We start from the raw sequence: 14159 nt of genomic DNA, 5'->3' as shown, positions 1-14159 counted from the left end.
GCAATAAAAAGGCGACCTCGAGGTCGCCTGGTTGATCATGGCCTCGGCCACGAGCGCATAACACCCTTTAGCGCAGCTGTGGGGTATGAGTCATCACGCCCTGATTCTGGGCGCGGTGGCGCAACAGGTGATCCATCAACACCAGGGCCAGCATGGCCTCGGCGATGGGCACGGCGCGGATGCCGACGCAAGGATCGTGGCGACCCTTGGTGATCATCTCGGTCGCCTCCCCTTCCGTGGTGATGGTCTTACCCGGCACTGTGATGCTGGAGGTGGGCTTGAGCGCCATGCTCACCACGATATCTTGGCCGGAGGAGATACCGCCCAGGATGCCGCCTGCATGGTTGCTGGCAAAGCCGGTCGGGGTCATCTCGTCACGGTGCTCGGAGCCTTTTTGCTCCACTACCGCAAACCCGTCACCGATCTCCACCCCTTTCACCGCATTGATGCCCATCATGGCGTGGGCGATGTCGGCATCAAGGCGGTCAAACACCGGCTCGCCCAGGCCAACCGGCACGTTGCGGGCCACTACCTGCACCTTGGCACCGATACTGTTGCCCTCTTTCTTCAGATCGCGCATGAATTGATCGAGCTCCTCCAGCTTGCCCGCATCGGGAAAGAAGAAGGGATTTTGCTCAATCTGCGCCCCATCGAATGCCTCGGCCTTGATGGGACCGAGCTGGGAGAGAAAACCGATGATCTCGATGCCGTGCACCTGTTTCAGGTACTTCTTGGCGATAGCCCCCGCCGCCACCCGCATCGCGGTCTCTCGGGCAGAGGAGCGGCCACCGCCGCGATAGTCACGCTGGCCATACTTCTGGTGGTAGGTGTAATCGGCATGGCCAGGGCGGAACAAGTCCTTGATATCGGAGTAATCCTTGGAGCGCTGATCGGTGTTTTCGATGAGCAGCCCGATGGAAGTCCCGGTGGTCTTTCCTTCGAACACCCCGGAGAGGATCTTTACCTCGTCCGGCTCGCGGCGTTGCGTGGTATAGCGGGAGGTGCCGGGCTTGCGCCGGTCCAGATCCCCCTGCAGATCCGCTTCGCTGATCTCGAGCCCGGGCGGGCAGCCATCGACCACGGCGCCCAGCGCCAGGCCGTGACTCTCGCCAAAGGTGGTGACCCGAAAGAGTTGGCCAAAACTGTTCCCTGCCATGCTTGCTCCTGCTTAGTTCTTGTAGATGGCGAAATGATCCTGATACTGCACCAGCTCGTCACGGGTCATCACGAACACACCGTGGCCGCCGTTCTCGAACTCCACCCAGGTAAAGGGGATCTCGGGGAACTGGGCCTCCAGGTGGATCATGCTGTTGCCCACCTCGACCACCAGCACGCCATCTTCTTTGAGGAAATCGGCGGCATGGGCCAGCAAGCGCTTGGTGAGCTTGAGGCCATCGGAACCCGATGCCAGCGCCAGCTCGGGCTCGTGGCGAAACTCGTCCGGCAGATCCGACATGTCTTCGGAGTCCACGTAGGGCGGGTTGGAGACGATGAGATCGTACTTGTCCCCGGCCGGCAGATCGCGGAACAGATCGGAGCGGATCGGAATGACCTGCTGCTCGAGCCCGTGATCATTGATGTTGCGCTCGGCCACGTTGAGGGCATCGACGCTGATGTCGATGGCATCCACTTCCGCCTCGGGGAACTCGTGGGCCATGATGATGGCGATGCAGCCGGAACCGGTGCAGAGATCCATGATCCGGGTCGGTTCATGCTTGAGGAAGGGCGCGAAGCGGTTGGCCACCATCTCGGCGATGGGAGAGCGCGGGATCAGCACCCGTTCGTCCACATAGAACTCCCAACCGGCATACCAGGCCTTGTTGGTGAGATAAGGTGCCGGCACCCGCTCCTGCACGCGGCGAATGATGAGTTCGGCGATACGGTGACGTTCGCTGCTGGTCAGGCGGGAGTGGCGCATGGCGGGATCAACGTCCGGCGGCAGATGCAACGCGGGCAGTACCAGTTGCACAGCCTCATCCCAGGCGTTGTCGGTCCCATGTCCGTAGAAGATACCGGCGTCGTTGAAACGACTCATGGCCCAGCGCAACATGTCCTGGATGGTGTGCATCTCGGCAACCACCTCATCGATAAATATCTTGTCCAAATCCACCTCCAAGTCGAGTAATATCCGGCCCGAGAATTTTACAAAGCGAGCAAGACGAGTACCTGATGAAAAAAACGCCCTCACCGACAGACGAGGAAACCCAGCTGTTCCGCGATGCGATAAAAGGTACCCGGAAAATCAAGCAAGATACCATAAGGGCCGAGTTGCGCCCGGTCAAGCAGAAACGCGAACTGCGCGAAAGCCGCGAAAAGCTTGGGATTGACCACTATTTCAGCGATGAGTACCAGCCCCATCTGGAAGAGGATGGACCGACCCGTTACGTGCGTGAAGACGTGTCGAAATTCGAGCTGAAAAAGCTCAAGCGCGGCAGCTACCCGCCGGAGATTTATCTGGATCTGCACGGCATGACCCAGCAACAGGCCAAGCAGGAGCTGGCCGCCCTGCTCACCCTGTGCCAAAAAGAGAACATTCACGTCGCCTCCGTGATGCACGGCATCGGCAAACACATCCTCAAGCAGCGTATCCCGAGCTGGCTGGCCCAGCACCCCAATGTGCGCGCCTTCCACCAAGCCCCCCGTGAATGGGGCGGTGACAGCGCCATCCTGGTACTGCTGGATATAGAAGAGTAACGCCCTCGCGGCGACCCACGGGCAGCGCCACACCAGCGCATCGCGCAATCAAGGCGCAATAAAAAAACCACCGGCGTCTTGCGGTGGTTTTTTATCGGCGCTGATGGATCACTATCCGGCGGCCTCCACATAACGCTTGAAGTTATCCAGGATGCTCTGCCAACCGGCCTGCTGTGCGGCCGCACTGTGCTCGGTCTCGGCATCGAAGAGTTCATGAACGTGCGTCATGTCCGCCTCTTCGGTGAAACGAACCTCTACCTCTCGCCCGTCATCCATCACATAACAGAGCAGGTTGGGAGCCTCGATGCGGGTGAAGGTGCCAGTAAAATCAAAACCGGCACTGCCATCCCTGGCCGCCATGTGATGACAAAAACGCCCCCCAACCACCAGATCGACCCGACTGCCGGTCGTGTGCCAGTCATCGCTAGCCGCATTCCATCTGGCCACACAATCCGGATCATTCCAGGCCCACCACACCGCTTCTATCTCTTGTTCGACACGCGTCTCGACGCTGATCTTCATCACCCTCTCCCGATTTGTACCAAGGTAAATTCCCGATCGAGCCGCTCCCTCACTGCTGCCATTCATACCTTGCGAAGATGCATGACGTCGATCCACGAGTCCACAGAGTAAAGCTCACCTCTTTATTCACCACCAGCCGCAAAGGAATAGTTGCCAAATCTGATGCAGGCAATACAGGATGAAACTGTTGGTACAAACGGCCCCGATGCCCGACACAAACATAACGCTCAATAAAGCAGCTCTATACTGATTATCAATGAGTTATTCGCAATGGAGGTTACATGTTTACACAGGGAACCCACGCCGATATCAAATCATCACTCAATGCCATCGGTGCCGCTGTGGCCATGTTTGAGCTTGATGAGGATGACCGCTTTATTTTGGTGTCGGCCAATGACACCTTTGCCCAGGCATTCGAGCTGGATGTCGTCGGCAGTATCGGCAAGCGGTTGGGCGAAATGTTCCCCCGTTACATCACTGGTTGCATAGAGCCGCCGATGAACGAGTGCGTCACCCAGCAGACGGGGCTGGAGAGCGAACTGCCCATCGACACCCTGTCACGCACCAGCTGGTGGCGTTTTGTGATCTCCCCCATCATGTCGGAGCACTCCCGCATCAGCCGGATCATGGTCACCGCCATCGACATCACCACCAAGAAACAGCTGGAAGAGGCGCTCAAGATGAGCCGCAAGCGCTTCGAGGCCGTGGTCAACTCCGCCTATGACGGCATCATCAGCGTCAACAGCGAGTCGCGCATCGAACTCATCAATACCGCCGCCTGCGAAATGTTCGGGATCGACGAGAGCTATATTGGCAAGCGCCTGGAAACCCTGTTGCCCCAACGCTTTCGCGCCCATCATGAGGGTTATTTCAAGTCTTTCAGCAACTCACCCATCAACTCTCGCCCCATGCACGCCCGCTCCGCCGTGATGGGATTGCGGCGTGATGGCAGCGAATTTCCGCTGGAGGTGACCATTGCCAAGATCAATCTGGGGCAAACCACCGAGATGACCGCCATCTTGCGGGATATTTCGGAGCGGGCTCGTCTGGTGGAGGAGCTGAAGGTGGCCGCCACCACGGATCCCCTGACCGGGATCGCCAACCGCCGCCGCATCGACGAAATGCTGCATCTCGAGATGCAACGCAGCCAACGCTTCAGCCATACCATGAGTCTGCTGCTTATCGACATCGATCACTTCAAGCAGATCAATGACACCTATGGCCATCAGCAAGGGGATCGGGCCATCCTCAGCCTGGTCAAGCGCATCGCCAGACAGCTTCGGGAAGTGGACATGCTGGGACGCTGGGGGGGCGAGGAATTTGTCCTGCTACTGCCGGAAACCTCGCAGGAACAAGCCTGGGGCAGCGCGGAGCGGATCCGCTCGATCATCGAATCAGGGCTTCATGAGCTCAATAGCGGCATCGAAGTCCCACTCACCGTCAGCATTGGCATCAGCACCAGCCAGGGTGCCCAGGATACGGTCGAACAACTGGTGCACAGGGCCGATACCGCTCTCTACCTGGCCAAAAAGCAGGGGCGCAACTGCTGCCAGCAGGAGGTAATGAAGTAATCTGCCCGACTCACCCCTTGCATGAGACACAACGCATTGGCAAAGCCCGTGTCTGAGGCTTGCTCATTCAATATGTCCGAAAAAGCCACTCTCCATTTTGATGCACTTGATCCGCGAGGCACCCGGTCGTCTGCGGTTGACTAGTTCTGGACAGACGCGCGAAACCGCTGCAGGGCAAAATCGACCATGCCTTCGACGCTCCCGTTCAACTCATACTCTCGTCGCAAATAGTGTGCATCATTCCCTTCCCGAACGATCTGCAAGACATGTTCGAGGGCGGCTGAACAATGCAGGGCATCGGCATGGGGCTGAATGCGATCAACGGTGGCCAAAATATCATCATGTAATGACATCTTTTCATGAGACTTGGGATGTACCAGTATCCCTTCCATGCCAAAACGACACGCCTGAAAGCGATTGTAGTTGTAGACCAGGTAGTCATCCTCTACCGGATCGGGTTCACTGCGTTCCAACAGATATTTGCAGAGCGTCTGTAAATATCCGGCTATTGCCGCAGCACGAGTTACCGATAATGGCGTATCACACACTCGCAATTCAATTGTGCCATATTCCGGCTTCGGCCTGATATCCCAATAAAAATCCTTCATGCTGGTGACAATGCCCGTATTTTCCATTTTCGAGAAAAACTTGTGAACAAATTCTTCCCAGCACAGATAAAATGGCGCCCGGCCACTCAGAGGAAATGCAAATACTGAATTAAGACGGGCAGAATTAAACCAGGTATCATATCCCTGCACAAAAGGTGACGAGGCTGACAACGCAATAAAATGGGGAACATAACGGCTCAAGGCATGTAAAAGGAAGAGTGCCTCATTGGCGTCAATACAACCAACATGAACATGTTGACCAAAAATAGTAAACTGTTTTGTCAAATACCCATATAACAGCGACACCTCCTTGAACCTTGTCTTGTTAAAAATACGACGCTCAGGCCACAGTTGAAAAGGATGGGTCCCTCCCCCACAGACGCCGATATTAAGGCGATCACCTGCCTGTACCAGAGCCGTGCTGATTTTTATCAATTGAGACAGTAGCGTGGTGTATTCAGCGTGCACATCCGTCATGACTTCCAGCATGCTCTCGGTCACTTCTGGCACGACAAATCCCGGGAAAATATCACGCTCCAATAATTCGAGCATATCGGGGCTGGCAGCAGCCAGGTCAAAATCGCTAAAGCTGACCAGCTGCAACTCCAGTTCAACCCCCAGCGTCAGAGCCTGTGACGACTTGAATGGTTCAAGTGGCATATCAAACCTCCTTATGTGGCTCAGCCACTTCATGAGCCCAACGCAATGCCAGCTGACTCAAGACAGGTCCCAATATCTCCAGCATCAGGGCTATCGCGATAAGTGGTGACAGTTGATCGACTAGATCAACCCCACGGTAGCGGGCCTGTTCAAGCATCAAGATAATGGAGACCGACATGGGAGCCGTTGCCAGGCCGACAAGCCATCCCTTATGCCAGGAGATACCACTCAGTTTTGCGAAAATGCTTATCACAACCGCTTTAACCAACTGTCGCACGACCAGAATAAAGAGACCAAGCCAGATACCGGCATATACCTGTCCCCATGCCAGCTTGGCCGCAATAAAGACAAATAAAAATATGGAGACAAGTTCACCCAATGAACCAAAACCACGTTGTGATGACGTCAACACGACCCGACGATGGCGCGCCACGATCCCAAATATCAGCACAGCAAAGATGGGAGAGAGCTTGAGGCTATGTGTCAGTGCAACAAGCCCAATAACGGTGATCGTGAATGCCAGGGTATTATCATGGGTGGTTCGGTCTGTCGGCCTTAACAGGGTCGGAATCATCATTCCCATCACAGCGCCGACACCCGCAGAAGCGAACAACACCATCAGGCTGATATGTATCGCATCCCATACATTGCCAGACGTATTGAACACAACCAGGCCAAGTATCATTTTGAACACCAACACGGCCAACATTGAATTCAACACCGAGAGATGCAACGCCCGTTCGGTCACCTGGCCGGAACTTCTTTGTTCAAGGATGACTCGTATGATTGTTGCCGGCGAGGATGCCGTTGATAACGCCGCCAGCAACAATGCAATCATTTGCGATTGCGCAAACCAGATCATCACGGCATACACAGTGATAAAAATGAACATGCTTTCCGTGACACTGGTTACCACAATCCAGGGATTAGTACGAAGCCAATGTAAATTAATCCGGTAACCACATTCGAACAGCAGCAACCCGAATGCAATATTTGCCAGCAATGTGGTGCTCGAGTTTGTTGGCGGCAAAAAACCGCTTTGTGATGAAGCCAGAATGAAACCCACCACTGCATACACACTAATACGTGGCAATTTTGTCCAGCGCTGCGCCAACTCGCCCATATACCATGCTATAAAAATAGTTATCGGCCATGCCCCATCTTTTAATACTGCTATGAGTTCAGTCATGTCGTGTCTCTCTCAGTTGTGCCACATCGGTACACTGCAACAACAAAAATGAGCACTTTTAGTTGTTATTTTAAATTCATCTGCAACAGCATTAAAAATGAAAGCTTTGATGGCTTTTGGGTTTTTCAATGACTCTGTACCGAGAGAGTACAGAGTCATTGCACCACTTTTACAGCCCTTCCAATTTATCAAACAATAACCAACATATTGTTACTGTTTGAGGCCATCGTAAATCTCGCCATAGCGAATATTTTCACGTTCATAATAAGCCAGCATGCTGTTCAAGCGTCCTCTAAAGTCCTCATAGTTTTGCCTTTCTTTCGGTGTCCATAACATTTCGGATAGTGCTGCCATCCTTGGAAACGCTTGATACTCAACCTTGTCCCAACTATGCATATACTCAGACCAGAGCTGACCCTGTGCTCCAAGAATATTACCCCTGTACTCAATAGCCAATTTGGGAGGAATAGGATCATAGTTGTAGACATCCTGTAATGTTGTCAGGCAACAAATTGCCTCATATTCAACCCCCTTCGCCAACTCCTGCTTCTCTGGTGCTTGATAATGATCAAAATACAGCCCTGAAGCCATCACAACCGGGTTCCCTCTTTCTGCTGCCAGTCTGCCTTTATCTTTATCTCGCCAAGCCATCACAACCATATTCTTCGATATGTCATCCCCTTCCACTCCACGACCTTCCATAACCTCATCCCAACCAACAGCGGTGAATCTTTTGCTGTTGATAGTTTTTTCTACTTCCCGTACAAACCAACGCTGCAGACCATTCTCATCAGAGAGTTTTAGTTCTTTAATTCTGTCTTGTTCTGACTTGGATGTTTTCCATTGCTCTTTAGTCGCCTCATCCCCCCCCAAATGGACATAGCGAGAATTGGGAAACAGCTCGGCTATCTGGGTGAATATTTGGTCAATCCACCTAAATGTCGCCACATCTGTATTCAGCAAATAAGGGTGTACACCCCATGTTGTTTTGACTTCTGGCTTAAAGGGTTCCGTGGTATCCGTCACGCCCAATTCAGGGTAGGCTGCCACGGCCGCCGCCATATGGCCTGGCATATCGATCTCGGGGATCACTTCCACATGCCGGCTCTTGGCGTACGCAACGACTTCTTTTATCTCTTCTTGTGTGTAATAGCCACAGGTTGGTTGGCCATCGGATCCTGTTTTGTCCCCATAAGGCGGTGTTGATGCCCGGCACCCACCTACTTCAGTCAATTTCGGCCAGTTACGGATCTCGATCCGCCACCCTTGATCATCCGTCAGGTGCCAATGAAATTTATTAAGTTTATGATATGACAGCTGGTCTATGAATTTCTTGATATTATCAACACTGAAGAAGTTTCGTGCCACATCAAGATGCATACCACGCCAGCTAAATTTTGGATAGTCGATGATGCTGACAATTGGCAACGTATTTTTTTCATATGCCAAGAGTTGCAATAATGTTTGAATGCCGTACAGCACACCCGTCTCTGTATTACCAATAATGTTTGCCTGCCCATCAACAACATTCAGTTTATAACCCTCTTCGGATACGGTGGCTGACGCTTCAACAGAGAGAATGATAGATTTTTCAGTCTTGGTTGAGTCATCAACCGGAGCCTCCTTTACATTGAGGCTTAAATTATTATTCTGCTTAAGCTTATCAGCAAGATAAGTAGCCTCATCCTTTAACTCCGTATTTTGTTCATAGACAATATTCACAGTATTATCTACCGACCAGCCACCTTCCGTTTGCTCAAGCTTTACCGGTGCTGGAATAACCGAGACAACTGGAACTTCTGGAGTAACAGGCTTGCTAGTATCAGAGGAGTCATTATTGCATCCTGCAAGCACCAGTAGAACAACAATCAATGCTATTGAAACTGCCAACGAGTAATAAACTGTTTTAGTTTTAGCCATGATAACCGTCTAACCTCCCTGAAAGGATTGATATCTCTATGAGATTGAATCATTTATGAAATGTCTTACCATTCCACCCTCCGTCATTTTGTCACTCAACCATATACATCGTTTATATTCACTCGACGACAACTCACATTGTCATCAATAACGAGAAAAAAATACTGCTATATCTGAACCATCATTGTCTTATCATCACCCTCCAGCCATTTAATCTCATGAGGTTGGGTAGCATTGTTCATCGTTCGCTATTCTTTATTGTTAATATGATTAACTAGCTTGAACCCAAGGTATATTTGGTATGCATAACATGTTGTATCCGGATAATATGTGACACTAATCTCATCTCGCTGATGAGATTGAAGGTGAGTTTAAGATGTGTTGCGCGATTATCTGGTGGCAGACCGCCGATATAGTGCATTTACACCCCAGTGGTCAGTTACATGAGTGTTTATTGCGCATGCGACAGTTTTATACGCACCCTGCACAAACGATTTGATGATGATCACACCGGCTACAGCAGTCTCAAAATGTTCAGTGTATTGAGGATAAAAGTACCGAAGATAAAGAACCTCCCACTATTCCACCACTTGTTATCTCTTATCTATGTCGATCTGGTTTGGCTATGGCGAGATATCTCGTATCTGGCAAACCGGCGGCATAAATAGGGAGGGAGGCACCAGGCCTCCCTCTTGACTTACTGATGCTCAATTAATTTCATTTAGTCAGCACCAAACTGACGCTCGCGAGTAATATTCATCGCTCATCACTGGCTGACTGGCGCCCAGGGGCCCCCCTTGACGGGATCGTCCCCTTGCGTCCACCACTTGGCCTGATAGACGACGCCTTTATGGCTCACCTTGTCCCCCCCCTGGTAGACCTTGCCAGCATCCCAGGCCGGGATACCGTCCACAGGTAGCTCACCCGGATCAACTGGCGGTACAGGCAATGTCTCCACGATCCGCACCTTGGGCCAGCTGGCGTGGGAGCCATAGAGGTTGGTCACACACTTCTCGTAGTCTCCGGGCACCAGAGCCGAATAGGCAGTCTGGAAGCCCACCAGCTCGCACTCGAAGGAGTAACCCCCCGGGCGATCCGGGTAGTATTTCCAGTTGCCATCCCAGTTGGTGTAGAGCACGTCGGTGGCGCCATTGAGATTGAGGCTGCCATAGGGCGTCTGCTGCCAACAGGTGTTTTTCTCGTCACTCTTGAGGGGGATCTGGTAGTGAGCGGAGAGCCCTTCCCAGTAGCGGATCCGGTTAACCGGCTGACCCTTGTCCTTGTTCTGCTCGCCACACTCGATGCCGCCGTTGATGACGTTGATGGTGGTACCAAACCCATAACCAATCCCGGCATTGGTCTCTCGCGTCGAGGGCACCCAGGTACGATCGATCACGTGCAGCATGGCCGGTTTGGGGGCCTGAGGGGTCAGGAAGAACCAGATTGCCGAGGCCAGGTTGAGCCAGGAGTCGGCAACCAGGCCCGGGTTGTTGAGCAGCACGCTGGCATCGCCGTCAAACATGGCTTCCGAGAAGGCGCCATAGTTGAAATGGTAGGAAAGTTGCTTCGCCCCGCGGCCAAAGTAGCCCTGTCCGGTGGCACAAGGCCATTTCTTGTTTTGCCAGTCGTTCTGGCCACACCCCGTGGTATAGCCGGTTTGCCCTTCCGACCAGCCCATCTCCCGCACGTGTACCAATGCCTGCTGCCACTCTTCCAGTGCCAGCGGGTTGTCGGAGATGTTGTCTTTGGCGATGTGGCCACCCGTCTCCTGGGCGAAGTGGGCGAAGGCGGTCACAATGGATTTTTTGCAGATCTCGTCGGCATTGCGACCGTCGGTGTAATCACCACAGAACGCCGGGAACTTGCCGATGGCCCGCAAGAAACGGACATAGGTGTATTCAGGCGCAGCCATCTGGGTCAGAAAATCCCACTCGGCCTGTGGAAAGACCCGTTCCACCCGTTTGACGTTCTCCGGGTTGCTGGCAAGGCCAGGCTCAATGGCATCCACCACTGTATTGGGGCGAGTTGCCAGCGCCTTGGACCAGATGGCGTACATGGGATTGGCGGTCTTTTGTTGCTCTACCGCCTTCACGTCCGCCGCCGAGATAAGGTAGCCCCCCGGATTTTGCGGATCGGGCTGGATATTCATGGCGGCATAACCGGGCGCGGCAAACATGGCTGCGACCAAGCAGGCGCAATATCTGCGTCTTAGCATCACTACACTCCTTTGTCCCTCAATGAATGGCCCCCCGAGCATAGGGACTCGGGCGACTAAATTCACGATGAAAATTAAGAATTAATCAGAAGTGTGAGCGGATTCACTTTGAGCCCATTTTCGTCAAAAGGATCGTCAGATAAGGTGCAGTTCCCTGAAAATGTGCCGCCAAGCAGCCAGAAGAGAGCACATCGCATGCTGAAAAAGAGGCGACACGCTGAGCCTGATGCCCCTGTCAGAGAAGATGTACGCCAATGCCTATTTGTGTCTTCATAGCGCAGAGAGGCTTTAAGCCCTTCTCATCACACCATCAGGGACGCCAGGCTCGGATCAGAATGTTGCGCGGGGTCATGGGCTTGGCACAAAACTCTCCCACCTCGACCCGATAGCCCTGCTCTTGCAAGAAGAGCGCCCGATCGAGGGCCAACCAGATCTCGAGGGGGCGGCGAAACAGGTGGCGTACCAACTCCATACGGGCCACATCGCCGAAACGGCGCTCCCCCTGCGCTACAAAGGCGGGATAATCGAGGTCCTCAGGCAATACCATTCCCTTGCGTACAGCTGCCCATTGGCAAAATGCCTCGAAAGAGCCGGTGAGCAGGCTTTTTTGCATATTGGGAACCGGCAGATATGCGTTTACCCCGCGTACCTGGCGCTGCAGGCTGTCGAACGCCAGTCGCCACACCACCTCCTGCTCACGCAGACGGGTGATGCGGGCGCCACCGGTCACCGTCTCCTGCAGCGGCAGCTTGAGATCCGCTTTGCTCAGGCGCAGTACACTTGCCCGGGCCAGCGCCGACAGCGGCCGATAGTCGGCACTGCGGATCAGGTGATAACAGCAAGGGGAGATGGTCACCCCGCGCGCCCCGCGCTCGGCAACCCGTTCCAGCAGATGGGTATGCAGCTCGCCGCAGGCATGCAGGGCCATGGCGTGGTGCTCCGGGGCCAGCAGCAGGGCGGAGCCCGGGGAAAAGGCATCGGCGCAGGTGAAGGTCATGGTCGCCCCGTCGCGCTCGGCCAGTTGACGCCCCTCTTCGCATAGCTGCGGCTGCAGCTCCAGGCTCGACACCCGGGCCTTGCGATGGAGCGATACCAGCCGACCAAGGTGCCCCTTGCCCGCACACCACTCCAGATAAGGCCCCTGATGGAGGGGCAAGCAGGCGGTGAAGGCCTCTATCTGGGCCTGCTTGCGCCCAGGCATGTGGCTCGCCATGCTCTTGCTGCAAGTAATGGGCTCGGGCGTGAAGGGCTCAAGCCGACTGAGTTGTTGCAGTTCCGGGCCCTCCGCAATCCAGGGTGCGAGCAGGCGGGCCAGCGCATCCATGTTCCCATCGAGCGCCTCGAGTTCTTCGCAGGCCAGCTCATTGAGCTGCGCCACCAGCTCGGGGGCCTCCTCTGTAAAGGGCATCGTCAGGTGGTGGTAGGGTTGATATTGCCACCAGCGCCTGTGCCGGGTGAGCAGTCGATCCAGTTGTTGAAAACGTTGAGCCAGCACGGGAGCCTTTATCCAGCAGCAAAAAGGAGGCTCATTCTAGCGATCCCCTTTCAAAATGCACTCCCGCCACGGCGTCAATGGCGCTTTTTACAGACAAAAAATCATCACCCTCACCGCAACGTCCAGGCTCAACCTGACAAAGTACAGGGTTTTATGCTATATTCCGCCCCCTCTTTTACGCGGCAAGCCTGGTGCGGGCCGTTTTACCAATAGCAATGGGACCAAAAACATGACCATCAACGCCATTCTGCAGGCGCGCGCGGGCGCCAAGTGTGAACTGTGCAGCGCCGAGCAGGAGCTGACTGCCTTCGTGGTACCTCACTCCCCCGCCAGCGACGATGATCACAGCGTTGCCCTCTGTGACACCTGCCGTGGTCAGCTGGAACAACCGGACACCCTGGTGGTCAACCACTGGCGTTGCCTGGGTGACAGCATGTGGAGCCAGGTGCCGGCGGTACAGGTGATGGCATGGCGCCAGCTGAAGGCCCTGTCCGGTAAGGGCGAAGTGTGGGCCCAGGATCTGCTGGACATGATGTACATGGAAGACGAGACCAAGGCCTGGGCCGAAGCGGGTATGGCCGATGAGGATGACGACAGCGTACCGACCGTCGATTCCAACGGCGCCGTGCTGCAAGAGGGCGACTCCGTCACCCTGATCAAGGATCTGGACGTGAAAGGCGCCGGCTTCACCGCCAAGCGCGGCACCCTGGTCAAAGGCATCCGCCTGACCAACAACCCCCTGCACATCGAAGGCAAGGTCAACGGCGTGCAGATCGTGCTGGTTGCCGCCTACCTGAAAAAGGCCTGATTCCGGCATACAGTATGTCCCCCGGCAACCATGATGCCGGGCTGACACCACAGAAAGGGTGGCTGCTTCGGCGCCATCCTTTTTTATTGCGCCATGTTTGCCTCCCGTGATGCTGCTTGCATTAGCCATGACAGACCTAAGCAGGATTCCGGCCCCCTCGGCTCACCGTCAAACCTCCTTTCCGTTCAGCCCGTTTTTCGCCCCTTAAGTGGCGATTTCACACCACAGACACCAATATCCATAACATGAGTGTGCCTACATGAATGGCGGCGGAAACGGACGCGCCGACAATCGTCTCTTTCGGCAGCACAAACAAAGACTCATATGATGTCTTTTTTGTTTCAACTACTGACAACATTGTGACATAGCTCATAAGGCGCGGAAAATTCACTATTTTTTCCGATAGTGGAGCTTAATTTAGCAGTATTGATGCGCGTTGGTGTGGGCACCTTTCCACCCATCCCATCGTGTCTTCCA

The 14159-nt window shown here is 54.2% G+C and carries 11 protein-coding genes; 3 read left to right on the top strand and 8 right to left on the bottom strand.

Features of this window, described 5'->3' with window-relative positions; all coding sequences use genetic code 11:
• Positions 1–67 precede the first annotated feature (67 nt).
• Both aroC and prmB read right to left on the bottom strand, forming a co-directional pair.
• Positions 68–1156 carry a chorismate synthase gene (aroC, locus tag BN1123_RS07260; RefSeq protein WP_042026132.1) on the bottom strand — a complete coding sequence of 363 codons (1089 nt, stop codon included), beginning with the start codon at positions 1154–1156 and terminating at the stop codon, positions 68–70.
• 12 nt (positions 1157–1168) lie between these two features.
• Positions 1169–2104: a 50S ribosomal protein L3 N(5)-glutamine methyltransferase gene (gene prmB, locus BN1123_RS07255; RefSeq protein ID WP_026457121.1), complete on the bottom strand. Its 936-nt coding sequence runs from the start codon at positions 2102–2104 to the stop codon at positions 1169–1171.
• Between the two features lie 65 nt (positions 2105–2169).
• Here prmB and smrB point away from each other — a divergent pair, with 65 nt between their 5' ends.
• Complete coding sequence (gene smrB, locus BN1123_RS07250) at positions 2170–2694, top strand: endonuclease SmrB (RefSeq protein WP_042026131.1); 525 nt, start codon at positions 2170–2172, stop codon at positions 2692–2694.
• A gap of 111 nt (positions 2695–2805) precedes the next feature.
• Here smrB and BN1123_RS07245 read toward each other — a convergent pair whose 3' ends face one another.
• On the bottom strand, positions 2806–3216 hold the full coding sequence (locus BN1123_RS07245) for an SRPBCC domain-containing protein (RefSeq protein WP_042026129.1): 411 nt from the start codon (positions 3214–3216) through the stop codon (positions 2806–2808).
• A gap of 281 nt (positions 3217–3497) precedes the next feature.
• On the opposite strand from BN1123_RS07245, the gene BN1123_RS07240 reads away from it, so the two are divergent.
• The gene (locus tag BN1123_RS07240) at positions 3498–4787 is read left to right on the top strand and encodes a sensor domain-containing diguanylate cyclase (RefSeq protein ID WP_026457123.1); all 1290 of its coding nucleotides are present in this window, start codon (positions 3498–3500) and stop codon (positions 4785–4787) included.
• Between the two features lie 140 nt (positions 4788–4927).
• Here the strand turns inward: BN1123_RS07240 and BN1123_RS07235 are convergent, their stop codons facing one another.
• From BN1123_RS07235 to BN1123_RS07215, 5 genes are all read right to left on the bottom strand, one after another.
• Positions 4928–6055: a YbdK family carboxylate-amine ligase gene (locus tag BN1123_RS07235; RefSeq protein WP_042026128.1), complete on the bottom strand. Its 1128-nt coding sequence runs from the start codon at positions 6053–6055 to the stop codon at positions 4928–4930.
• Position 6056: 1 nt separating this feature from the next.
• A complete protein-coding gene (locus tag BN1123_RS07230; protein ID WP_042026127.1) occupies positions 6057–7244 on the bottom strand; it encodes a cation:proton antiporter in 1188 nt (395 codons plus the stop codon).
• Positions 7245–7454: 210 nt separating this feature from the next.
• Entirely contained in the window at positions 7455–9164 is a 1710-nt protein-coding gene (locus tag BN1123_RS07225) for a beta-N-acetylhexosaminidase (protein WP_082037488.1), read from the bottom strand.
• Positions 9165–9930: 766 nt separating this feature from the next.
• The gene (locus BN1123_RS07220; RefSeq protein ID WP_082037487.1) at positions 9931–11379 is read right to left on the bottom strand and encodes a chitinase; all 1449 of its coding nucleotides are present in this window, start codon (positions 11377–11379) and stop codon (positions 9931–9933) included.
• Between the two features lie 310 nt (positions 11380–11689).
• Complete coding sequence (locus tag BN1123_RS07215) at positions 11690–12874, bottom strand: methyltransferase (RefSeq protein WP_197064476.1); 1185 nt, start codon at positions 12872–12874, stop codon at positions 11690–11692.
• A 229-nt stretch (positions 12875–13103) separates the two neighbouring features.
• Here BN1123_RS07215 and BN1123_RS07210 point away from each other — a divergent pair, with 229 nt between their 5' ends.
• Positions 13104–13682 carry a PhnA domain-containing protein gene (locus BN1123_RS07210; RefSeq protein WP_042026123.1) on the top strand — a complete coding sequence of 193 codons (579 nt, stop codon included), beginning with the start codon at positions 13104–13106 and terminating at the stop codon, positions 13680–13682.
• Positions 13683–14159 lie beyond the last annotated feature (477 nt).

This window comes from Aeromonas enteropelogenes (genome assembly GCF_000819845.1).
In the GTDB taxonomy this organism is placed as follows: Bacteria; Pseudomonadota; Gammaproteobacteria; order Enterobacterales; family Aeromonadaceae; genus Aeromonas; species Aeromonas enteropelogenes.
The sequence above is the reverse complement of the archived record's forward strand: the minus strand, read 5'-3'. Positions and strand labels throughout refer to the sequence as shown.